Source organism: Desulfosarcina sp. (assembly GCF_055467485.1).
Genome location: NZ_JBUOIV010000023.1, coordinates 37,112 through 60,451 on the forward strand (window position 1 = coordinate 37,112; position 23,340 = coordinate 60,451).

20 protein-coding genes are annotated in these 23,340 nt (G+C 58.8%); 6 read left to right on the forward strand and 14 right to left on the reverse strand.

Going from position 1 to position 23,340, the window contains the following annotated elements; genetic code table 11:
• Nucleotides 1-46 precede the first annotated feature (46 nt).
• The 4 genes from ACZCED_RS12610 to ACZCED_RS12625 form a co-directional block, all read right to left on the reverse strand.
• Nucleotides 47-232 (reverse strand): hypothetical protein, encoded by a 186-nt coding sequence (locus ACZCED_RS12610; protein ID WP_462967503.1) that lies wholly within the window; start codon nucleotides 230-232, stop codon nucleotides 47-49.
• Complete coding sequence (locus ACZCED_RS12615) at nucleotides 229-690, reverse strand: putative molybdenum carrier protein (RefSeq protein ID WP_462967502.1); 462 nt, start codon at nucleotides 688-690, stop codon at nucleotides 229-231. Before ACZCED_RS12615 ends, ACZCED_RS12610 begins: the two co-directional genes overlap by 4 nt.
• Before the next feature lie 96 nt (nucleotides 691-786).
• Nucleotides 787-1,179 carry a response regulator gene (locus ACZCED_RS12620; RefSeq protein WP_462967501.1) on the reverse strand — a complete coding sequence of 131 codons (393 nt, stop codon included), beginning with the start codon at nucleotides 1,177-1,179 and terminating at the stop codon, nucleotides 787-789.
• A 1-nt stretch (nucleotide 1,180) separates the two neighbouring features.
• Complete coding sequence (locus tag ACZCED_RS12625) at nucleotides 1,181-1,450, reverse strand: Smr/MutS family protein (RefSeq protein ID WP_462967500.1); 270 nt, start codon at nucleotides 1,448-1,450, stop codon at nucleotides 1,181-1,183.
• Nucleotides 1,451-1,750: 300 nt separating this feature from the next.
• On the opposite strand from ACZCED_RS12625, the gene aroB reads away from it, so the two are divergent.
• From aroB to ACZCED_RS12645, 4 genes are all read left to right on the forward strand, one after another.
• On the forward strand, nucleotides 1,751-2,785 hold the full coding sequence (gene aroB / locus ACZCED_RS12630; RefSeq protein WP_462967499.1) for a 3-dehydroquinate synthase: 1,035 nt from the start codon (nucleotides 1,751-1,753) through the stop codon (nucleotides 2,783-2,785).
• A 13-nt stretch (nucleotides 2,786-2,798) separates the two neighbouring features.
• Nucleotides 2,799-3,911: a tRNA-queuosine alpha-mannosyltransferase domain-containing protein gene (locus ACZCED_RS12635; RefSeq protein ID WP_462967498.1), complete on the forward strand. Its 1,113-nt coding sequence runs from the start codon at nucleotides 2,799-2,801 to the stop codon at nucleotides 3,909-3,911.
• A gap of 189 nt (nucleotides 3,912-4,100) precedes the next feature.
• On the forward strand, nucleotides 4,101-4,625 hold the full coding sequence (locus tag ACZCED_RS12640; RefSeq protein WP_462967497.1) for a peptidylprolyl isomerase: 525 nt from the start codon (nucleotides 4,101-4,103) through the stop codon (nucleotides 4,623-4,625).
• 231 nt (nucleotides 4,626-4,856) lie between these two features.
• Nucleotides 4,857-6,326 carry a leucyl aminopeptidase gene (locus ACZCED_RS12645; protein ID WP_462967496.1) on the forward strand — a complete coding sequence of 490 codons (1,470 nt, stop codon included), beginning with the start codon at nucleotides 4,857-4,859 and terminating at the stop codon, nucleotides 6,324-6,326.
• Nucleotides 6,327-6,500: 174 nt separating this feature from the next.
• Here ACZCED_RS12645 and ACZCED_RS12650 read toward each other — a convergent pair whose 3' ends face one another.
• From ACZCED_RS12650 to ACZCED_RS12695, 10 genes are all read right to left on the reverse strand, one after another.
• Nucleotides 6,501-10,268: an SIS domain-containing protein gene (locus ACZCED_RS12650; RefSeq protein ID WP_464860919.1), complete on the reverse strand. Its 3,768-nt coding sequence runs from the start codon at nucleotides 10,266-10,268 to the stop codon at nucleotides 6,501-6,503.
• A gap of 16 nt (nucleotides 10,269-10,284) precedes the next feature.
• The gene (locus ACZCED_RS12655; protein WP_462967494.1) at nucleotides 10,285-11,364 is read right to left on the reverse strand and encodes an iron-containing alcohol dehydrogenase family protein; all 1,080 of its coding nucleotides are present in this window, start codon (nucleotides 11,362-11,364) and stop codon (nucleotides 10,285-10,287) included.
• A 22-nt stretch (nucleotides 11,365-11,386) separates the two neighbouring features.
• Nucleotides 11,387-12,580: a DegT/DnrJ/EryC1/StrS family aminotransferase gene (locus tag ACZCED_RS12660; RefSeq protein ID WP_464860920.1), complete on the reverse strand. Its 1,194-nt coding sequence runs from the start codon at nucleotides 12,578-12,580 to the stop codon at nucleotides 11,387-11,389.
• A 139-nt stretch (nucleotides 12,581-12,719) separates the two neighbouring features.
• Nucleotides 12,720-14,042 carry a penicillin-binding transpeptidase domain-containing protein gene (locus ACZCED_RS12665; RefSeq protein WP_464860921.1) on the reverse strand — a complete coding sequence of 441 codons (1,323 nt, stop codon included), beginning with the start codon at nucleotides 14,040-14,042 and terminating at the stop codon, nucleotides 12,720-12,722.
• A 96-nt stretch (nucleotides 14,043-14,138) separates the two neighbouring features.
• Nucleotides 14,139-16,061 carry a methionine--tRNA ligase gene (gene metG / locus ACZCED_RS12670; RefSeq protein WP_462967491.1) on the reverse strand — a complete coding sequence of 641 codons (1,923 nt, stop codon included), beginning with the start codon at nucleotides 16,059-16,061 and terminating at the stop codon, nucleotides 14,139-14,141.
• A gap of 4 nt (nucleotides 16,062-16,065) precedes the next feature.
• The gene (locus ACZCED_RS12675; protein WP_462967490.1) at nucleotides 16,066-16,872 is read right to left on the reverse strand and encodes a PSP1 domain-containing protein; all 807 of its coding nucleotides are present in this window, start codon (nucleotides 16,870-16,872) and stop codon (nucleotides 16,066-16,068) included.
• A 10-nt stretch (nucleotides 16,873-16,882) separates the two neighbouring features.
• The gene (holB, locus tag ACZCED_RS12680) at nucleotides 16,883-17,923 is read right to left on the reverse strand and encodes a DNA polymerase III subunit delta' (RefSeq protein WP_464860922.1); all 1,041 of its coding nucleotides are present in this window, start codon (nucleotides 17,921-17,923) and stop codon (nucleotides 16,883-16,885) included.
• A 99-nt stretch (nucleotides 17,924-18,022) separates the two neighbouring features.
• The gene (locus tag ACZCED_RS12685; RefSeq protein WP_462967488.1) at nucleotides 18,023-18,298 is read right to left on the reverse strand and encodes an HU family DNA-binding protein; all 276 of its coding nucleotides are present in this window, start codon (nucleotides 18,296-18,298) and stop codon (nucleotides 18,023-18,025) included.
• A gap of 80 nt (nucleotides 18,299-18,378) precedes the next feature.
• Complete coding sequence (gene nusG / locus ACZCED_RS12690; RefSeq protein ID WP_462967487.1) at nucleotides 18,379-18,906, reverse strand: transcription termination/antitermination protein NusG; 528 nt, start codon at nucleotides 18,904-18,906, stop codon at nucleotides 18,379-18,381.
• A 131-nt stretch (nucleotides 18,907-19,037) separates the two neighbouring features.
• A complete protein-coding gene (locus tag ACZCED_RS12695) occupies nucleotides 19,038-21,356 on the reverse strand; it encodes an LPS-assembly protein LptD (protein WP_462967486.1) in 2,319 nt (772 codons plus the stop codon).
• A gap of 209 nt (nucleotides 21,357-21,565) precedes the next feature.
• Between ACZCED_RS12695 and surE the strand changes: the two genes are divergently transcribed.
• Both surE and ACZCED_RS12705 read left to right on the forward strand, forming a co-directional pair.
• A complete protein-coding gene (gene surE, locus ACZCED_RS12700) occupies nucleotides 21,566-22,330 on the forward strand; it encodes a 5'/3'-nucleotidase SurE (protein ID WP_462967485.1) in 765 nt (254 codons plus the stop codon).
• 44 nt (nucleotides 22,331-22,374) lie between these two features.
• The gene (locus ACZCED_RS12705) at nucleotides 22,375-23,337 is read left to right on the forward strand and encodes a 3'-5' exoribonuclease YhaM family protein (protein WP_462967484.1); all 963 of its coding nucleotides are present in this window, start codon (nucleotides 22,375-22,377) and stop codon (nucleotides 23,335-23,337) included.
• Nucleotides 23,338-23,340 lie beyond the last annotated feature (3 nt).

Sequence of the window (23,340 nt, forward strand, 5' to 3'; positions counted from 1 at the left end):
AAAGGGGCCGCTTTATCGAGGGGTCCCTTTTTGGTTCTGAGCGGCCTCAACGAACGCAGTCATCACCCAGTTGATCCGGTCGATCGATGATTTTCACCCGCATACCGGGCCTGAGTGGAATATATTCCCCGGAACCGGTGACAATGCCGATTTCATGGTGACCACAGCAGCCGCAGGGCCGGGCGACCACCACCCCCTCGATCGCTCCGGCAGGGTCGGGTGTGTCTCTCATTGCAGGGCGTGGGTCATGATGTTGATAGTGTCCATGTAGATGCCCGGATCATGGCTGGCCCGGGGGCCGGCCACGTTGAGGGTCTCGACCCGGTTCATTTCAATCCACGAGGCGACCAGCGAGCCCGCATCCGCCGGCCGCTGTCCTAACGACAGGTCGATGTGCAGCAGCTGCTTGCCGTGCTTCAATGCCATTTTCCGGGTATAGTCGGTGCCACCCGTGGGGCTGCCGCGGGAGATGATCAGGGTTCCGTCTGAATCGAGCACATTCTTTTCCGTGCGGATTTCATAGTCTCCCGAGTCGGTTTCCTGCAGTTGGTAGTGGGCGGGTAAGGTGCCGTCTTCGGCCAGGCGTCCCTTGGGGACCCACCCGCCGTGGGCGATGCCCAGCCGCATGGCCACATCCAGGGCCGCCCGGTCCACGCCGGTCTGTCCACCGGAAATAATTTTTTTCAGCATGGTTGCGGTATCCTTTTCCTTGTCGGTTAACGGATGACGGGCGGCGGAGGAGGGGGCGCCGTGCATCCTGATCGTCATCCATCATGCCACGTGCAGTCAGGAGGCCGGATGGGTGTCTTTTCTAATGCTCAGGGCATGGTCCAGGGCCGCTTTGATCTCCTCCATGGTGGCGGGTTTGCCGATGGCGCCGTCGAACCCGGCCCGCTCCAGTCGCTCGGGACCATAAAGATGGGCGTGGCCGGAAAAGGCGTAGATGCAGGCCTCCGGCCGAACCCGCTTGATCTGCTCGCAAAGGTCCGTTCCATCGACCTCAGACATAATGAGATCGATGAAAATCAGGCTGAATGCGCGGTTCATCACCATTTGCAGCGCTTCTTTCGGATTGTCGGTGGTTGTCGCGTCAAAGCCGATCCGCCCGAGGACCTCCTTCATCATTTCCAGCTGATCGGACTCGTTGTCCACCACCAGGATGGTTTCTTTTCCGGCCATGTCACGTCCTTTTCAGTGTCACCAGCGTCGCCCCCCACCCCCCGGCATCGGCCGGAGCGTCTTCAAACCCATGAACACGCCGATCCTTCTCCAGCCAGGTGCGTACGCGTGAACGCATCATTCCGCTGCCCTTGCCGTGAATGATGCGCAGGTCGTAGATCTTGGATTCAAGGCAGGCCCCGATATAGTCCTGCAACAGCCTGTCGAGTTCACCGGGGGCGAAGGTGTGAAGGTCAAGGACGCCGTCGATGGGAACGACTACCGGATCCATGATGGCCTCGCAGGTTTTGATTGAATGCGTCAGGGTCGCTGCCACCCAGCCATTTGACACAAGCATAACCCAAAGCGGGGCGGGGGGCAAGCCGCGACATCGAACCGGGATCGGACCGTTTCGCAGCGGTTTGCTTTCGGTTTCCCGTCTGTCGGAATAGCGTTTATGGGTTCGTCAATGGTTTTGACGGTTTGGCTTTTCCATCTGATTTGACTGTGGTATGAGACATGCTACCCATCCGGGCGCAGTGCCCGTGCCCGGTTCTTCCGCGACCCCAAAGACATCAACGGTGGTGAAGTCATGAAAAAGTTATTGGTTCGAGCGGCCTCCGGTTCTTCCCAGATTCTGGTCGGGGAGTCGATCGACAACCTGAAGCGCTATGTGGATGCGCGGCGTACGGTGATCATTACCGACAAAACGGTCGCCGGGCTTTACCAAAAACAGTTTCCGACCTGTCCGGTCATTTCCATCGACTCAGGGGAGCCGATCAAAACCCTGGAGACGGTCGCGACGATTTTCAGTCAATTGGTGGAGATGGAGGCGGACCGATCCTCCGTCATTCTGGGCATCGGGGGCGGCATCGTCTGTGATATCGCCGGATTCGTGGCCTCTACCTACATGCGGGGCATACCCTTTGGCTTTGTCTCCACCACGCTGCTGTCGCAGGTCGATGCCAGCGTCGGAGGCAAAAACGGCGTGAACTTCGGCGGGTACAAGAATATGGTGGGGGTGTTCAACCAGCCTCAGTTTGTCATCTGCGACATGAAGCTGCTCAAAACCCTTCCCTTCCGGGAGATCCAGTGCGGCTTTGCGGAGATCATCAAGCACGGGGCCATTGCGGATGGCCGCATGCTGGATTTCCTCGAACACCACCGGGACGCCGCCCTGGATCTGGACAACGCCATCATCGAACATCTGGTCTATCGGTCGGTCGAGATCAAGGCCGGTGTGGTCACCCGTGATGAACGGGAGCGAGGGGAGCGGCGCAAGCTGAACTTCGGGCACACCTTTGGTCACGCCATAGAAAAACTCACGGGCATCCCCCACGGCGAGGCCGTGGGCATCGGTATGGTGATGGCCGCCACCTTGTCCGTGCAAAAGGGGTTGCTGCCTCCTACGGATGCCAGTCGGCTTGAACGTATCGTCGAGAGCTACGGATTGCCCGTTCGGCCACCGGTTGACGCCCAATCCCTGCTCGCGGCGATGCGCAAGGACAAGAAACGGGAAGGGGGGCGAATTCATTTTGTATTCCTCGATGCGTTGGGCAGTGCCAGCGTGGAAGAGATCCCTTTCGATGAACTTCACCGTCTGGTCGCCGCGGTGAAGATGGGGTAATCGGTACAGTCGGATGCGTTTTCTCTTTCTGGAACCCTTTTACGGCGGCTCCCATCGGGACTTTGCAAAAGGCCTGGTGGCCCATTCCCGCCATGACATCCATCTGGCGACCTTGCCGGCGCGGTTCTGGAAATGGCGCATGCGCGGGGCGGCCCTTCATTTTGCCCGAACCGTCGGTGACCTGAGGGCGTTTGACGGAATCATCACCAGCGGGCTGATGAGCCTGGCGGATTTCACGGCGCTTTGCGGTCGATGCAGCCCCCCGGCGATGGTATATTTTCACGAAAACCAGCTCACCTATCCGCTGGCCCCCGGTGAGCAAATGGACCTGCAGTTCGGCTTCACGGACATCACGACGGCCCTCTGTGCGGATCGGGTTCTGTTCAACTCACAATTTCATTTCGATCGATTCTTCTCCATCCTTCCCGGGTTTATCGGCCGGATGCCGGAGTTCAAACCCCAATGGGCCGCTGACGCCATCCGCAAAAAGGCCCGCGTCCTCCACCCGGGATGCCGTTTTGGTTCAGTGCCACTTGAACCGACCCCCCTGCCGCCAGGGCCGCCGCTGGTCGTTTGGAACCACCGCTGGGAGTTTGACAAGAATCCGGAGGCGTTTTTTGATGCGCTTGACCGGGTGGACCGGCTGGGAATTGATTTCAGACTGGCCCTTTTGGGTGAGAATTATCAGGCGGAACCCAAGGCGTTTGCAGAGGCACGATCCCGTTTTGGCGGCAAGATCCTCCAATACGGTTTTGTGCCGTCGAAGGACGACTATGCCGGTTGGCTGAGGAAGGGATTCGTCGCCGTGAGCACGGCCATCCAGGAGAACTTCGGCATTGCCATGGTCGAAGCCATGCGGCACGGGTGCCTGCCGCTGCTGCCTCACCGGCTTTCTTACCCGGAAATCCTTCCAAGGGAATTTCACGCCGCCTTCATGTATCGTGACGATGAGGACCTGGTGGTCAAGCTGGCCGACATGTTGAGCAATCCCGAACGCTACAGCGTTCACCGGCCGGTGCTGGCGGATATGATGGCGCGGCATGCCTGGCCGTCGGTCATCGACCGCTACGACCGGGAACTTGAATTACTGACGGAGGCCGGCAGACGGAAGCCAGAGGTCCGATGACAGAGAACCGATAGCCACCCGGCAACCTCAGGCTTCAGCCAACCAATAGCGGACTTCTGCCCTCAGACCTCTGTCTTCCGTCGGTCATTGACACCATAGGTGGATGCTCCTATATTGTCCCCATTGCGGACGCGTCTGACCCACGCCCATCGAGGCGTGTTTTTTCATTTCATGCACAAGGAGAAATCGATGTCGAACCAGAAGGAGAGCTACAAAGAAAAAATCGATCGGGCCACGGCAGTATTCGAGACCAACATGGGCACCTTCGAGGCCGAGCTTTACGCCAAGGAGTGTCCCGAGACCGTGTGGAATTTCATTAATCTGGCCGAAGGCCGGCAAGAAACGGCCAGAGGGGGGAACTATTACGACGGCCTGGGCTTCCATCGGGTGATCGAGGGATTCGTTATCCAGGGTGGTTGTCCCTTCGGCAACGGCACCGGCGGTCCGGGTTACCAGTTCAAAGATGAATTTGACCGCAACCTCAGGCACGATGGCGCAGGCGTGCTCTCCATGGCCAATGCCGGGCCGGGCACCAACGGCAGCCAGTTTTTCGTGACGCTGGCTCCCACGCCCCATCTGGACGACCGCCACTCGGTATTCGGCAAAGTGACCCAAGGGCTTGACGTGGTGATGAAGATCGGCGCCGTGGCCACGGGGCCGATGGACAAGCCCAAAGAGCCCGTCGTCATGAAAAAGGTCACCATACGGCGATAGTGTCGCCGGTTAAGGAGTTGCCGCCGGCCCCATCAGGGCAATTGACCCCTCCCCGTGGCAAGCCAAGAGGAATGTTCTGCCGGCAGCGGCAGTGCTTCTCGGCACCGTAAGGATGACCGTCTATTTTAATTTCGCTCGCCAACCCCGCCGCAAGCGGCGAGGCGTGCGCTCGCAATCGCGGTTCAACGCCTGCCCGCCGTCCAGGCAGGGCAGGCCGCAAAGAGGCCATGCATGCTTGAAGTCAAATCCGTCAATTTAAAACGCGTCAAGGTGGACACCCTGGTGGTGCCCGTGTGTGAAGATCGTGACATTCACACCGACAAGCTGCTGTCCTCACTTGTCGATGCTGCAAAAGCCTTCCCGGAGTTCAAGGGCAAAAAGGGCGATGTCATCACCTTATTCCAGCCTGCTGAAACCGGCATTGCCCGGGCTGTCTTTTTCGGGCTTGGAAAGGCCGGATCGTTAAGCGGAGAATCGTTCAGAGCTTTTGCCGGAAAGGCAGTGAAGTTCTGCGTCAATGCCGGTCTGCCCGCCATGACGCTTGCTACGCCCTCTGCCGCCGGGCTGACAATCGAAGCCGAAACCCTTTTGGGTGCGTTGATGGAAGGGGCCTGTCTGGGCAATCACATCTTCGACCGCTACAAGAAGGAAAAAGAGAAAACGCCGGTCAAGAAAGTGACGTTCATGGCCACAGCCGCGCAGAAAAAGGCGTATTCCGGTTTGGCCAAATCCGTGGCCGCCGTATGCGGCGCCAGTGTGATGGCCAGGGAGTGGGTGACGACGCCGTCCAACGACAAGCGGCCGGAAGCCTTTGCCGAAATGATCCAAAAGGCCGCCCGGGCGGCGGGGTTGAAGACCCGCATCATGGACGAGCGCTGGTTGGAAAAACAGCAATTCGGCGCCATGCTGGCGGTGGGCCAGGGCAGCAGCGCCAAACCCCGCCTGGTTTCCATGGAATATTCGCCCAAGGGGTCAAAAAAGACGGTTGTCCTCGTCGGCAAGGGGGTCACCTTTGATTCGGGCGGGATCAATCTCAAGCCTTCAGGCAGCATCGAAACCATGAAAATGGACATGTCCGGTGCCGCCGCCGTCGCCGGCACCATGCTGGCCGTGGCCCACCTCAAACCGGCGCTCAAGGTGGTTGGCGTCATGCCGATCGTCGAGAACATGCCGTCGGGGACGGCTATCCGGCCAGGTGACATCATCCGTTCCTTTGCGGGCAAGACCATCGAAATCGGCAACACCGACGCCGAAGGGCGATTGATCCTTGTCGATGCCATGGCATGGGCGGTAAAACAATACCAGCCGGACACCCTGATCGACCTGGCTACCCTTACCGGTGCCTGCGTCGTGGCCTTGGGTGAGAAGATTGCCGGCGTATTCTCCGCGGATCGGCAACTGGCCGATGCCATCGTCGCAGCTGGTGATAGAACCCATGAGCGTTGCTGGCAGCTGCCTCTGCCCGAGGACTACAAGGAACTGCTGAAGAACGATTTTGCCGACTTGAACAACGTCAGCAGCGGCCGCTGGGGCGGTGCCATTACCGCGGCGCTGTTTCTCTCCGAGTTTATCGGAGACACCCGCTGGGCCCACATCGACATTGCCGGGCCGGCCTGGGCCAAAAAGGCGTCGGATTACTGCGGGGCCGGCGGCACGGGGTTCGGTGTGCGGCTGTTGTGCGATTTGATCGGTAAACTCTAATAACCGGATTCAGGATGCTGGGATTGAGGAACTGAAGGCGCGGCCTGCAGCCGCGAACGATATATAAAAAGCCAACGGCCGGGAAACCCTCCCGGCCGTAGTTATGTTCAGAGCTATTTCTTTCTCTAATCCCCTAATTCCAGCATTCCTCAATTCCCAATCCGGGCTCAGGTATCAGTGGTGCCTGGCCACCATGGCTTCGGCCAGCTTTTCCGCCGACTGGCCGAAAAGATCGTCCACGGCCACCTCGTCCAGATAGTCGTCGGCCCAGGGAACGCTGTTTTCCTGGACGATGTTCTTGATGTGATCGTATTTCCCGCCCAGCGCCTTGATCTTCTTCTCCAGCGGTATCGATTCTTTGAACCCGATGTTCAACAGCAACAGATAATGGATGCGGCTGCCGTCTGCGGGATCGTTGGACGTGGCCGGAATCACCACGATGCTGCGCCCGTCTTTTCTTCCCTTGCCGATATAGACGTTGCCCTGACCCACAATGATGCGCTTGGTGCCTTTCAGTACAGGATCTTTCTCCACCCGGGAGGGCAGCCGGGCGAGGATGCCCGTCTTGTTCAGAATGGCAATGGTGGTCTGATCTGTGGGGTCGCCCAGCAGGCCTAACCCATCGATGCGGTAGAGGATGCTGCCCTTGACGTGGTCGATAACGCCCTGGATGTTTTTCATGACAATGACGTTGCGGTTGACGACCTGTGAGATGTCCAGATCGTGGTCGGCCAGAGTGTCGAACAGGATGCCCTCCACCCGCTCGCTGATGCGGCTGGTGCCCACGGTGACGGTTTTGGCCTGATGCTTGATCGCGTCCACCGGGCGGGACATGAGGTTGATCGACTCGCCCAGCACGCGGAACAGCGTGTCGAATACATTTTTGGCGGTGCCCTTGAGGCCGAAATCCATCTCGAAATCGGACAGCGGCAGCCGGCCCGACAGGTATTTGAACAGCAGTGTCAAATCCGATGCATGCGTGATGGCCGTGGGAAACTGGCTGGCCTTGCGCCGGCTGCGGAAGGCCTGATAGAAGCCGGCGATTTTCTCACGAAAGGATTTTTCCAGGACCACCTCGTAGATGTCCAGGCCCTGTTCGGCAAGATCGTCGAGGGTCTGGTAGATGGATTCACGGATCTCGTGGAGAAACCGAGAGCCCTCGTGGATGGCCAGGGCGGCGTGGTAGCCCCAAATGTGACCCACCAGGGTGTTGAGAATGGGTGCAAGCTGGGGGCTTACCTGGGGAACATGAAAGACATCCTCGGCATAGGGCCCGAAACGCTCCTCCCCCTCGTCGGCGATAACCACCGGGGCGGCCTTGTGGGCCTTGAAGATGGCCGTGTCTTTGATGATGTCTCCGATGACGGTGCCCTTGGATCCGGCGGCGCAGACGATGATCAGCGGCTCGGAGGAGAGGTCGATATGCTTCTTGTCCTCCACGAAATCCGAGGAGATCGTCTTGTAGCACAGTTCGCTGAGCTTGATGCGGATCTCGTCCGCCGATGATTTGTTGGGGCCGCTGCCCACGGCGGCCCAGTATGTCTTAGTGGCCGCCAGGCGCCGGGCCGATGCCTGGATCGCTTCTCCCATGGCCAGAACCGTGCGCATGTGATCGGGGATTCGCAGCAATTCGGCGATCTGGTCCGAGAGAAACTCGGTGGACCGGCGTGCCTTGATGCCGGCAATTTTCAGGCCCAGCAGGGCTCCGGCGACGATCTGGGAGTAAAAGGCCTTGGTGGAGGCCACGCTCATTTCGATATCCCGGCCGCTGGATGTATACAATACCCCGTCCACCTTGAACGTGATGTCCGAATCGCGGCGGTTCACGATGGCCAGGGTATGGGCCCCCCGGGCCTTGACCATGTCCACGGTGCGGTTGGTGTCGGTGGTGGTTCCCGACTGGCTGATGGCCACCACCAGGGCGTCGGCCATGCTGGCGGCGCCGTCCGCTTCGTTCAATTCGAAGCCGCTGAGTTCCGAGGCCTTGAGGGCGCGCAGCTGGATGGCGGGATCGGCCAGATAGGATTTCAGGATGTCGGCACAGGCCTGGGCGGCCACACCCGCAGTGCCCTGTCCCACGAAAAAGATCCGCCGGATCCGATCTTCTGCCAGGGCCGCTTCCAGCGAACGGGGAAAGGACCGCTGGTCGAGATGGATGACGTAATGGCGGCCGTTGCCGTCGTCGGCAATCTTCCAGCGATTGAGCAGGGTGCGTTCCACCGATTGAGGCGCTTCGGAGATCTCCTTCAAGAAGTAGTGGGGAAAGTCCTGCCGGTCGATATCCCGCGAGGTGATTTCGGTGTGCTTGACGTCCTCGCCGGTGAGCCGGATGGGCGTGCCGTCGTAGTACATGGCCGTGATGCCGGCCACCCCGCCGGGGGATCGCTGATCCAGGATGAAGATCTGACCCTGGGTTTTGCCCTTCTTGCCGTCCACCACCTGCTCGCCGTTCATTTTCAAGAAGTTGGATGTCTCCTCGATGAAGCCGTACACCTCGGATGCCGGCATGTAGTGGTCCTCGGCCAGACCGACAAAAACAGCCTGGCCGCTGCCCTTTTGGGCCAGGAAGAATTTTCCCGGGGCCAGGTCGGTGTGCATGGATATGGCGTGGGATCCCTGGAAGTCGCTCACCGCCAGGCGGAATGCCTCGGCCACGTCGACGCCGGTTTGCAGGTAATGCTCGATCTGCAGGGGAATGATCTTGGTATCCGTGGTGATCGGCTCGGGAATGGTGCGTCCGGATGCCTCCATCGACGCTTTGAGCTCCAGATAGTTGTCGATATCGCCGTTGAGGCAGGCGTGGATGATGGGACGGTCCTTCAAGGTGGCGCCGGTCACGGTGTTGTCCACCGGGTGGCAGTTGGGTTCGGTGATCGCGCCCACCGATGCCCAGCGTGTGTGGGACGATACCGTGTGAAAGCGGTGGGGTGCGGCGGCGATCAGCTGCAGGATCTCATCCTGCTGAATCTGCTGGCGCAGGAAGCGGATATTGTCTCCCAGGCTGCCGATTTCGGCGGCGATTTTGTAGACTGCCGTCAGGGCAACGATCGGCTGGCCGTCGTGGGCGGCTGAGCGGTTCAGGCTGATGCTGGTGTTTTTCAGCACGTCGCGATCCATGCGGCGTTCGAATTCCGCGGTGAGGCCCTTTTGATCCAATGCGGCAGCCAGGGCTTCATACGCCTCGGCCGGCATGATGAACAACAGCGAAATTCCCGCCGAATCCCTTCCCCGGACTTCGAGCCGGTCGATGCTGTTGAGCACGGCGTTGATCTGTCGCAGGACGGCGATGCGGCTGTCGGGCCCGGGCTCGGCGGTGCCGGGCATCAGGGACCGGATGCGCGCGATGTTGCCGGCCAGTTCCACGTCCAGGCACCAGCGCATGTCCTTGAGGGCTTCGATACGCGTGGAGATGATTTCCACCGCACCGGGTTCCAGGCTGCCCACCTGCGTGGATAGAAGAGACTGTTCCCGTTTCAGAAGCGCTGACAGCCGGGCGGATAGATCGTTCAACGCCTTCTGCGCCTTCGGATCCTTGAACAGTTCCAGGAACGGGGCCTCTCGCTTGAGCGAGCGGATTTCCGACAGCAGCGTGTCCAGGGTTTCCTGGCCGCCCAGATAACCGTCGGAGATTGATTCTGCCTGTTGGGGTTGGGTGTCCAATCCGGCGGCATCGGCGCTGTCTATGAGTCGGGTCAATGCAGACAGATCCATCACCGCTGACCGACCGGTGCGTCCCTTGACCGCGATGATGCCGGCCAAGCCGCAGCACAGCCGGTTGGGCGAACAGGGGAACAGAATCACCGCCGGTCCGGCCAATGCCGATGGGTGGCGCCCCCAATGGACGGCAGGCAATCGTGACACCTGACCGCGGATTTTTCGTTCCAGAGCCAATACGTACCGGATGGTTCGCATGGACACAGCGGCGATACGGTTTCGATTCATGATCCTCCTCGGTCGCTTACATTTTCAGGTAGAGTTCCTGGATTTTCTCGCGGGTCATGATGGTTTTCCAATCTTTGCCCAATGCATTTTCCCACAAGGGTTCAAGCACCAGGGCCACGTCGACCATGGAATTCATCTGGGCATCGGTGATCCCGGCCGTCAGGTTGCGCGGCAGATCGATTCCCAAGCGGTCCATCATCTGCCGGAATTCCCGGACCCCTTGGGGGTAAAAGTCTTCAAGGTAGTCAAAGACCACCGAGTTGCCGATGCCGTGGTGCAGCCCAAAGACGAAGGACAGGCCGTAGGAGAGGGCATGACAGACGCCCACCTGAGAATAGGCGATGCTCATGCCGCCGCAGAACGAGGCCATCATCAGTTTGTCGTCCGCATCTTCGGGGTCGGCAAGGAACACCTCGCGGCATAGATCCATGGCCTTTTCTCCATAGGCCTGGGAGAAACTGTTCAGATAGGTGCCCTCCAGGGACTCCACGCAGTGGATGTAGCAATCCATTCCGGTATAGAATCGCTGCGGGTTGGGGGCGCCGGCGATTAATTCGGGGTCCAGAACGATCTGGTCGAAGACGGTGTGATCGGAGTTGATGCCCAGCTTTTTCTTGGGGCCGGTGAGCACCGTGGTGCGGGAGACTTCGGCGCCCGTGCCGGAAAGGGTCGGCACGGCGGCGTGGTAGACGGCCGGATTTTTTATCAGGTCCCATCCCTGGTAGTCGGCAGACGAGCCCGCGTTGGTGAGCATGAGGGACACCGCCTTGGCCAGATCCATGGTGCTGCCGCCACCGATGCCGATCACCCCCGAGGGGTGGCGATCCTGTTTGCCGACCATATGCTTTTTAACCTGCGTGGTGAGCTGGTCCACGTAGCTGGTTTTGGGTTCATCGTCCACGTTGACCCAGACCATCAGATCGTCGGCATGAAGGGGAAGGCGGCTCTCCAGCGTGCCGCCTTTAAAGACGTCGTCCACCAGAAAGACCATCACCGCCTTGCTGCTCCGGCGCTGTGCGTTCAGGATATCCCCCAGCTGTGATGCGCAGCCCCGGCCAAAGACCACCTTGGAAACCATTTTAAAGTTGCGAAACATGATATTTTCCTTTTGTTGGGTGCTATAGAATTGTCTTCAACGCCGTCACTGTAGCCTGGATGCGCTGGTCCAGCTGTTCCGGCGTCCATCCCAGCTTGATCTGCATGGAAATGGCCCGCTGCATGATGGCGTCGGACCCGGGCATGGCAAGGGTGCTGTAGTCCGGGCAATTGGCCAGCGTCTGGACAGGCAGACGGGCCGCGACCCTCATTTTCTGGAAATGATCCCATTTCCGGATGTAGTGCCAGTTGTTGTCATACCAGTGAAAACAGCCATCCACGCCAGCTTCGGCCAGTGCCTTGACCGCCTGCCGGGCGCCGTTCAGGTCGGGCATGAAAAAAGAGAGAAAGGTTGCCGAGTCCCCGTCAGGGTCCGGCAGCTGTCGGAAGCCGATCCCGGGGATGGCTTCCATGGCCGATTTGATGGCGGCTTTGTTGCGCCGCTGGACGTCCAGGATCCAGTCCAGTTTGGCGAGTTGGGCCACCCCGACAGCGGCGTTGAGTTCACTGATCCGATAGTTGGCGCCGATGATCAGGTGGTCTTCGGCTCCCCGGTCGTTGCCGATATGGTCATGGCCGTGGTCCCCATAGGCATCGGCGGCGACATAGACCTCCCTGTCGTTGGTGACCATTGCGCCGCCTTCCCCGCAGGTGATCGTCTTCACCGGATCGAAGGAAAAACAACCGGCCCTGCCGAAGCTGCCCAGGGCTTTGCCCTTATAGGAGGCTCCCAAACTCTGGCAGGCGTCTTCCAGGAGCGTCAGCCCCTTTTGGTCGCAGATCGATTTGATTTCGTCGATGCGAGCCATGGCCCCGCACATGTGTACGGGAACGACGGCTCTGGTGGCCGGTGTCAGGACCGCCGCCAGCCCTTCCGGCGAGAGACACAGCGTCTCGTCGATATCGGCAAAAACCGGCACCGCCCCGGCCATGAGTACCGCCTCGATGGTGGCCACGAAGGTGAACGGGGGGACGATCACCTCGTCACCGGCGCCAACGCCGCAGGCGGCCATGGCCGTGGAGAGCGCCGCCGTGCCGCTGGCGCACAAATGGGCGTATTCCACGCCTACCCGTCGGGCCAGTTCCGCTTCGAAGGTTCGGGCTTTCCAGTGACCCTTGCGGGCCCCATCGAATCCGTAGCGGAACAGGACCCCTGTTTCCAGCACATCGTTGACCTGTTTGCGCTCTTCGTCGCCGAATATCTCAAAACCGGGCATACATGCCTCCTTTTAGCGGATCACCAACAACCAGAAGCCAAACGACAAATCAATCACAATAACTAAAAATCAAAATAACAAACCACGGTTGGTTTGTATCTTGTTTGAGATTTATTTTGTGGTTTGTCCGGTTTGGATGCTAGCCGCTGGAATCCTTTTCCGCCTGCACTTTTTTGGCAAAATAGTCCTTGAAATAGTGTTCGATGGCCATGCGGGCATATTGTCCGGCCCGAATGCCGATATATTCTTCATGGGCCACCATCACCGCAACTACCATTTTTTCGGGCCCCTTCTTTTCCGTGGCGAATCCCACGAACCAGTCGAAGCGGGCATCGTGGGCCCGGTTGTAGATGGAACCGGTTTTGCCGCCCAGCTTCAGGCGCGACAAGACCTTATTGCGCTTGTATCCGCGAAATATTTTTCTGGCGGTGCCCGAGGTCACGGTGGCGGTCATGAGCTGGTCCAGCACATCGGCAGTTTGCGGGGATACCGCTGCCGTCAGAAATTGAGGCGCGGAGCGATAAACGGGCTTGCCGTCATCGCTGGTGATCCGGTCGACCAGGGTGGGTTCGACCGGATTGCCGCCGTTGACCACCGCCGATACGATCACTGCCGCATGCAGGGGCGAGAGTGTGGTCTGGCGGTTGAACCCGCTGGCAATTTCCGCCCGGTGGTAGGACTCGTCCGTTACCGCCAGCCGGCTGGTGGGCAGGTTGAGCTCGAAATCCACCTGCCGGTTGAAAGCAAATGCATCCCCGTAAGCTTCAAGGATTTCCCGGTTAAGGACCAGGGCGCCGATCTTCCCGAACACCGGATTGACGGACTGGGCGAAGGAATCCCGCAGGGAGATGGAATTGGTGTAACGGTTGGTCTTATCCGTCAGCTGACGCTTGTAAAGGGTGTGCTTGTAGCCGTTGAATTTGAACCGGGAACCGGCCGTGTAGCCCTTTTCTTCAACTGCTGCCGCCGCCGTCACGATCTTGAAGAGGCTGGCCGCCGGGTATTCGGCCATGCGGCATGGGTCCTGGTCGGGGTTGATCTTGTTGAATCCCGCCATGGCCAAAATTCGGCCCGTGTCCGGTTGCATGGCCACGATGCCGATATATCGGGAATTGACCCGATCCATGCGCTCGAGCAGATACTGCTGAAGTCCCAGATCCAGGCTGGTGCTGACCTGGTAGGGACGGCCGTCAAAATCCACCTTTATCGGATCGACCTCCAGGTTGATCAGACGGGTCTTGCCCAGCAGGATATGGACATCTGCTTTTTCGATCAGGTCCGGGGCGTTTTCCGTCTTCCGGGGAGGGGGTGGATCGGCAACAGCCGCATCCGTCTGGGTGTTGACACCGGCGGTGAACACCCAGCCGATCCCTGCAAGTGACAGAACCAACAGCCCCACGGCCAGCCACGGCCTGCTGCGGTCCGGCCGGGAGCGCCTGGTGGGAAAGTACTGGCGCCTCATGCTTTCCTGATAGGCTCTCCAGCTGGGCTGGGGCGACGAATGTGATTCACGTTTGAAGAAACGGCTCATTTGCGAAACTCAATCTCCCGGAAACGGTCAGCTTAACGGCGTTCCGGGCGTGACCGGATGATCCAGTGTCGCCACGGTGACCCCGTTTTCGTCCGTTGCAGCAATGAGCATGCCTTTGGACAACACGCCCATGAGTTTGGCTGGTTTGAGGTTGGCCACGACGATAACCTGTTTGCCCACCAGCTCATCGGGAGAGTAACTGCCGGCGATGCCGGAGACGATGGTTCGCGTTTCGCCCAGGTCCACTTCCAGTTGAAGCAGCTTTTTGGCCCGGGGAACCGCCTGGGCAGACACGACGGTGGCCACACGCAGGTCGATCTTGGCAAAATCTTCGATGGTGATTTCAGGTTTGATGGGTTTGTCCTTAATCAGGGTTGCGGTCTTTTCCACGGGTTGCAGTTGCTTTTTCTCCAGGTCGATGCGGGGGAACAGGGAGATGGATTTTCTCAGTTTCACGCCGGGTTTCAACCCTTTCCATGTGGTGAGCCGGTCCAGCTTGTAAAAGTCGTCATCGCCGCTGAGTCCCAAGTGCTTTTGCATGCTGGCGGCAGTGTCGGGCATCACCGGATAGATCAGGCCGGAGATGATGCGAAGCCCTTCCAGCAGGTTGTAGATGACCGTCTCCAGCTCTTTCCGGGTGGCCTTGTTCTTGGCCAGCACCCACGGTGCGGTGACGTCCACATACTTATTCATGTGGGTGATGAACTCCCATACGGCTGCCAGACCCTTGTGAAAGGCAAACTCATCCATGCTGGCCGTATAGGCATCGATGGCCACCCGGGAATTGCTTTCCAACCCGAGGTCCATTTCCTTTTCCACATCCGGGTCCGGTTCGGGGACCACCCCGCCGAAATACTTATGGGCCATGGAGAGCACCCGGGAAAAGAGATTGCCCAGGTCATTGGCAAGATCGGCGTTGATTCGTTGGACCAGCGCCTCTTCGCTGAAGTTGGAATCCAGGCCGAACGCCATGTCCCGCATGAGAAAGAAACGGAAGGCGTCCAGACCATAGACATCTTTCATCTCGAGCGGTTCCACCACATTGCCGATGCTTTTGGACATCTTGCTCTGGTCCACGTTCCAGTAGCCGTGAACATTCAGATGCTGGTAAACGGGTATTCCGGCCGCTTTGAGCATGATCGGCCAATAGATACCGTGGGGTTTGAGGATGTCTTTGGCCACGATGTGCTGCGCCACGGGCCAATAGGTTTTGTACAGGTCGCCATCCGGGTAGCCCAGCGCCGATACGTAGTTGAGCAGGGCGTCAAACCACACGTAGGTGACGTAGTCGGCGTCGAACGGCAGGTTGATGCCCCACTTGATGCGCGATTTGGGCCGCGAGATGCACAAGTCTTCCAGGGGTTCGCGTAAAAAGGCCAGCACTTCGTTACGGTACCGTTCGGGACGGATAAAGTCGGGATGCTGATTGATGTGGTCGATCAACCATTGCTGGTACCGGCTCATCTTGAAAAAATAGTTGGATTCCTTGATGGTTTCCGGGGTTGTCTGGTGGTCCGGGCAACGGCCGTCGACGAGCTCCCGCTCGGTGTAGAACCGCTCGCACCCAAAGCAGTAAAGTCCCTCGTATTCACTGAAATAGATATCGCCGCCATCGTAGATGCGCTGGAGGATGGTTTCCACGACGGCCATGTGGGCCGGGTCCGTGGTGCGGATAAAGTAATCGTTGGAAATGTTGAGCTCGGGCCACAGTTTTCTGAAAAGGCCGCTGATCTGATCCACATATTCCCGCGGGGTCCGCTTTTCTTTCTTGGCGGCGCGGACGATTTTGTCACCATGTTCATCCGTGCCGGTGAGAAAATAGGTCTGGTCGCTGGACATGGCGTGAAAGCGCCTGACCACATCCGCTGCAATGGTGGTGTAGGCATGGCCCAGGTGGGGCCGGGCGTTCACATAGTAAATGGGCGTGGTGATATAAAACGGCGATGCCATGGGTTCATCTCCTGTCGTTGACAATGTCATCAAGGCTGATTTCTACATCACCGCCCTCTTCCAGCCGCACCGTCAGGCGGTTGCAGATCACGTTGTGGCGGGTTACTTTCCCCTGGCCGTTTTTGGTGGTCACGACCTTCCCAATTTTGGGGAAGCCTTGTTTGAGCTTCCGGTATGTCTCATTTTCAAAGGTCAGACAGCACATGAGCCTGCCGCACTGACCCGAAATTTTGGTGGGATTCAGGGAGAGCCCCTGCTGTTTGGCCATGCGGATGGATACCGGTTCGAACTTTTCCATGAACGACGAGCAGCAGAAGGCCCGCCCGCAGCGTCCAAGGCCGCCGCACATCTTGGCCTGGTTGCGTATGCCCACCTGCCGCATCTCGATGCGGACCTTGAACTGGTTGACCAGTATTTTGACCAGCTGCCTGAAATCCACCCGCGCATCGGCCGTGAAAAAGAAGGTGAGCCGGCTGGCGTCGAAAGTGCTCTCCACGGAAAACAGGTTCATCTTCAGCCCAAGTTCTTTGATGCTTTTCATGCAGAACGCATGGGCTTCCCGCTCCAAGGCCATGTTTTGTTCGACCTGGCTCAAGTCCTTCTCATTGGCTTTGCGAAATACATTTTTCAGCGGTTTGCCGGGTTTGCCGGTCTCGTCCACCAGTTCGGGCGGCGTCTCCACCGTTCCCAGGCCCAGGCCTTTTTCCGATTCCACGATCACCTGATCGCCCACCTTGAGGACAAAGGCCCCGCAATTGAAATCGTAAATCTTGCCACCGGTTTTGAACCGGATTCCCACTTTTTTTTTCATGGTGTCTCTTTTATCTGATACAGGCGCCTGCCATCTGCAGGACCATGGCGTCCAGCGTCAATCTTGCGTTCGTGTTGGACCGCAGTGCCGTCAACGCGCGATCCACCGCATCGATCTGCTGGAGCAACTGCGTCTGGCGGGCCTGTTTAGCGGCCGTTGAAAGCGCTTCCAGCCGATCCTGGTTCAATACCCGTTGCGGGTCGGTCGAAAAGACCAGCATATCCCGCAGCCACATTGTAATGATTTCCAGCGATTCTTCAATACGATCCTTTTTTTTGGCCAGCATCTCGGACCATGCCAGCCAGGCCCGAATACCCAATGTCCCGTTATCGGCCATTTGGCTTCCCATGACCTGAATGATCCAGTCCCGGCGGTTGAGCCATCGGCTGTCGATCAATTGAACAGCGCGGGTGTAGCTGCCGCCGCAGAGGGCGGCGACCGCCTCTGCCGTTTCCGGTTTCATGCCTCCAGTCGCTGCGAGCAGCCGTTTTATGTCTGCTGCGCCAAGGGGGGCAAACCGGATGTGCTGGCATCGTGAGACGATCGTGGGCAGCAGGTCGGATGTCTGGCGTGCCGTCAGCACCAGCAAGGTCCGGTCCGGGGGCTCTTCCAGAACCTTCAGCAGCGCGTTTCCCGCTTCCGGATTCATGGCCTGCGCGTCGGACAGGATGACCACCCGCCGGTCAGCCTCATTGGGCTTCAGTGTCAGGGTTTGAAGCAGCGTCCTGATCTGGGCGATTCTGATAACCGACGACTGGGGGGCGACGCGGATGATATCTGGATGGTGGTTCCCGGCAATCTTTCTGCAGGGGCCGCAATCACCGCAGGCATCAATGACATCCAGGGGGGAGCGGTGGTGGCGAATCGCCGATTTTAGCTTCAGGCAGTTGCAGGCCATGGCAAATGCCGTGGCCGTAGTTTTTTTTCCAACCCCCTCATCCCCGGTAAAGAGCAGCGCATGAGGCAGTGTCCCGTTGCGAATGAACGTTTTTAGCAACCGGGTGGCGTGCTTTTGGCCAACGATGGCGTTAAATACGGGTGCCGTCGTCATTTTTTTCGGATCCCGGGAGGTTGAATCGGACCGGCACCTGATTCGGCCTGGAATCGCTGACGAGGACTACGGCCGTCAGGCGCAGGGTTGGCATGCTGTCTAACGATCCACCCGTTCCTTGAGCTCTTTTCCGGCTTTGAAAAAAGGAAGCTTCTTGGGTTTGATGGTGACTTTCTCACCGGTTTTAGGGTTTCTTCCCGTATAGCTCTTGTACTCTTTCACGAAGAAGCTGCACAACCCGCGAATTTCGACGCGTTCTCCATCGGCCATGGCGTCGGCCATGCTGTCAAAAAAGATCTGGACCACTTTTGCCGCTTCGGATTTGGATATGTCGGCCTTGGTCTTCAAAGCGGAGATGAGTTCCAGTTTGTTCATGTACCCTCCTTCAACGATCGGTAGTGTATACGGGATTGAAAGTGACTCTATAAAATAGAACTTAATAGAAAGTCAAGTAGTTATGATAATATGTCCGGCAGTTTCTCCACATCGGCGGCATCGACGTTGACGGCGGCGAACTGGCCCAGGGCCTCGATGTTGACGATGACACGGCCGTCTCCGCGGTAGCTTGAAAAAATCCCCGTCACACCGGCAAAGGGCCCGTTGACCACCATTACCCGATCCCCTTTCTTGAACCGCGTTCCGGTGATCACTTCTCCTTCGGTCGAAACCATGATCTTGAGTGATTCGATCGTTGCATCGGCAATCGGCACCGGCCCGCGGGTGCTGCCGATAAGCTGCACCGCCCCCGTTGTCTTCAATATTTCGATGTGCTCATGCGGGTTCAGATCGGTCTTGACAAAGAGATAGCCGGGGAACAGGGGCACGCGGATCATCTTGTGCCGGTCCCGCCGCCGGCTTTTTACGGTAATCTTGGGCAGGAAGACATCCAGTGTCTTCTTGGCCAGACCGTCGTTGACCACGTTCTCGAAGCGGCTTTTCGTGTGAAGCGCATACCAGGCGCGCGTCAGTTTGTCTCCAGCCATGGGGAGCGGTTCCGTTGGTTATTCAAATGATTGAATCGATCGGCGGCACGCCGCCGGTTCGTCCGCAAGTCCATCGAAAGGGGATTCGTGTATCATCCCTATTGCCAAAAGGCAAATGGCATTCACACGGGTCATTCCCCGAATCCGCCGATGCCCATCAGATTGATGAAGAATGAAAATTTATGGTCCTCGCCCTCCACGGCATAGAAAAAGTCGAAGGACCAGCACTGGGCGGTGTAGAGGAAACCGGCGCCCTTGATGATGTCCGTTTCGTCGAGCAGATTGCGCTCGTATTCGCCCCTGGCGGTGAGGCGGTTGGTCAGTCTGACCGCCAGGGTTCCACGGATGGATTCATTGACGCTTTTGTCGTACCGGTGCTCCAGCCACAGTCGGTCCCCCCGGTGGTCGACGATGGCGGCGCCCACATTGTGGGATGAAAAATGGGTGTCGTAGGTGTTGTAGCTGGCGTCGGAGTCGACCGACAGATACCGGCCGAGATTGAGTTCCAGTTCACCATAGATGTCTGAAAAGGGTTCGGCCTGATCGTCCCTGGCCGCGGCGATGTCATAGGTCTGCTCCAGATAGAAGCGGCAAAAGCGATGGTAGTCGAAAGGCGCCGGCGCCGGCGGATCCGCCGGCATCCGCTCCGTCGGCACGGTACCTGTCTTGGGGACGGAACCCTTGCCGGCCGTTGCGCCGGAACGGGCCGCCCGAGTCGTTCTTGCCGTAAAGGTGTTGGTGAGGGAGTAGGTGACCGCGTTGGCCTCGTCGATGCGGTCTATTTCCGTGTCGAAATCCGGCAGGTCCGACTGGTCCTGATCCGGGATGTATTCATAGACAACGCGCGGTTTGATGCTGTGGCGGATGCGGTCAATCGCCGCCACCGGAGATCCCATGATTCGTGAAAATTCCGTAGATAGGTCCAGCCGCGCATCGTAGATCTGCCGATAGGTGGAGCGGTCCAAGCTGTCGTCCTCCTGGCGGTCCATTACCCAGGCGGTCTGTCGCCAGCCGGCCGACGGCTCCACCGACAGGTAATTTTTCCACCTGAGCGGCAGATAGGCCCTGGGATAGATGTCGGACCGATGGCCCCTTTCGCCGTCCTCGCTGTAAAAATAGGTATATTCGGAATCCAGGTTCCAGTAGACGCCGGTATCGAAAGCCTGCTGTTTGGTGCTGTTGAATTCGATGACCGGGAGCTGTTGAAGGGTCTCGTCGGACGCTTCCCAGCGTCGGTTGGTCACATTGTCGTTCCACCGCAGGTCGCCGTTGAGGGTGTAGCGCGCCCAGGTCCGGTTAACGTTCAGTCGGTTGGTGCGCGTGGTTTCATCGTAGGTGTCCAGATCCCTGCCGAAGGCCTCCAAGAAATAATCCCGAGTTTCATCATACCCGCTGCGGCCATCCTTGAACTCGGTGAGGTAATCCTGATCGCTGACGATATCCAGATCCAGCTTGGCCTTGGCATCCCAGGGCAGTTCCTGATCCACTTTGCCCCGCAGCCAATAGCGGTCCGTGTTGGGTCGATCATAGGCATCGCCGGCGTAGCCCCATCTTTGGGTTGCTTCGGGGGTGCCATCATCGATCTGCCGGTCCTTCAGGCCGTCAGCCTTGATGGTTCCATATGAATCGTCGGCCAGGGCATAGCGGTATTCCAGGCCGACCTTGGTGCCCCTTTCCTGCATGTATTGCGTATACAAGGTGGCATCCGTGCTGTCGTTGATGGCCCAGAAAAGCGGTTGGTCCCAGTTAAACCCCCAGCGATCCGAAACGCCCGCCTCCGGAAGCAGCAGGCCCGTCTGGCGCTTGGTCTTGGCCGGAAACAGGATGTAGGGCGTATACAGCACCGGCACATCCCTAGCCCGGAGTACGGCATGGGTGGCGGAGCCGTAGCCCTCTATAGTGACGTCCAGCGTTCGACCGGTGATGATCCAGTCCGGCCGGTCGCCGTCGCAGCTGGTAATCGATCCCCTTTCCGCCCGGTAGGTATCCTTGCCGGTTTTTTCGATGCGCTCGCCGTGGATGTAAAAGTGGTTCTCCTTCAGGAAAAGGGTGCCGCCGTGCATCACACCGGTCTCCTGGTCAAGGTTCAGCTCCACGCGCTCTCCCGTGAGAACATCGTCGCCGACGGTCAGCACCACGTGGCCGTCGGCCACGGCGGTCATGGCTTTCTGGTTGAAGGAAACCGTATCGGCCACCAGCCGGGTCGCCTCTTTTTCGATGATCACATTTCCCGTGGCATGATAGGTGGCGGACCCGGCATCGTAGTCCACCGTATCCGCGCTGATCTGCCAGGGCACCCTGGGGCTTCCGCTGAGCCGGTCTGTGATCGACTGGGCCTGGGCAGACGGCACCCCGGACGCCATCAGCCAAAACGCCCAGAAAAGGAGGGTCAGGATCGTTGCCGGATGGCCGATGGCGGAAGATGGTGGCCTGAATATGAGCGGTCGCATCAGTTGAATAAAGGCATCGGCAATTTGGGGGAAAAGGCGGTCTACGCTTGGATCCTGCGAGGGCGGATGCAGGATAACCACTTGCACATAAATGAAAAATTCAATATAAAGCTATCCTGCACGAAATTGCAACAACAGTTTTGAGGTCGGCTGTCGACCGGGGCAAGGCCGGGTCTATAGGCGATCCTGAAAGTGGAAAAAGAGGAGTCATGCGCGTATTGCTGACCAATGACGACGGTATCCACGCACCGGGACTATGGGCGCTGCACCAGGCTTTTTCGGCGCGGCATCAGGTGACCGTCGTGGCGCCGGACCGTGAACGCAGCGCCGTGGGTCACGGGATTACCCTGCATCAGCCCATCCGTTTCGAGAATATCCGGGTCAACGGCAGCCTGGGTGGTTTCGCCGTCAACGGCACCCCGGCGGACTGTGTGAAGCTGGGATTGGCCGAGCTGATGGACACCCCTCCCGAGCTGGTTGTCTCCGGCATCAACCCGGGCGCCAACGTGGGCATCAACGTCAACTATTCCGGAACCGTTGCCGCCGCCAAAGAGGCCGCCATGGCCGGTGTCCCCGCCATGGCCGTATCCATTATCGCCCCCGGCGACCGGCACGTCGACGACGCGGCCCGGTTTGCCGAATCGCTTTCCCTGCAGGTGAAGGGGTGGGGTCTGCCCCGGGGAACCTTTCTCAACGTCAATTTCCCCGATCTGCCGATGAACGAGATTCGCGGGGTTCGCTGGAGCCGGCAGGGAACCGGGATCTTTGCCCAGCACTTTGAAAAACGACGGGATCCGCGGGACCGGATCTACTACTGGCAAGGGTGTGACGGCCAAACGGCCTACGACCAGTCGGATATTGACGGAGCCGCCCTGGGTGACCGGTATATTTCGATCACGCCCATCAAATGCGACATGACCGATTACGACACCCTGCGGGAACTGTCGCGTCGGGACGTTCCCCTAACCCCTTAGCATACGGCCGATTATATGTAGAAGGCCGCAAGACGGTGACCCCGATGACCAAACGTTTTGTCTCTGAACTTGCCGCGGGCAGCGCCATTGACGAGGTGTTTCTGCTGGCCGAGCGCGCAATGGCCCATAAAAAAGACGGCAACCCGTTTTTGAACGTGACCCTGTCGGACCGCACCGGCCAAGTGAAAGGGGTGGTGTGGGACCAGGTGGAGCGCATCGCGGCAGCGGTCGCCGAGGGTGATTTCGTGCATGTTCGGGCGCAGGTGGGCGAGTATCGGGGCAGCCTCCAGCTAGTGGTCAAGGATCTGGCCCGGGTGCCGGCGGACCAGGTGGATCCAGGTGATTTCCTGGCCGCCACCACCCGTGACACGGCCAAGATGTTCAATCGGCTCAAGGAGATGACCGCCCGGATGCAGACCCCTTATTTAAAGGCACTGTTCGATGCATTCTGGGCCGATGGCGACTTTGCGGCCGCCTACGTCCGGGCACCGGCGGCCAAGCTCATGCACCACGCATACATCGGCGGACTTCTGGAACACACGCTATCCATGGCCATCCTGTCCGAAGCGGTTGCCGGGCATTACAGCGGTGTGGACCGGGACATGCTGCTGGCCGGGGTGATCCTTCATGACGTGGGCAAGATCCGGGAACTGGAATATACCCGACGCATCGATTACACGGATGAGGGCCGGCTGCTCAGCCACATCACTATCGGCCTGTCCATGCTGGATGAAAAACTCAAGCAGGTGCCTGATTTTCCGGACATCCAGGCCCAACTGCTCAAGCACATGATCGTCAGCCACCACGGCGAACGGGCATTCGGCTCCCCCGAGCCACCCAAAACCATCGAGGCGGTCCTGCTCAACTATATCGACGAGATGGATTCGAGGGTCAACAGCATTCGTGAATATGTGGCCAAGGATGCCTCGGACGGCTCCTGGACGCCTTACCACCGGCTCCTGGAGCGCCATTTCTACAAAGGCCCGGCAAATTCCGAAGCTGAGTGACGG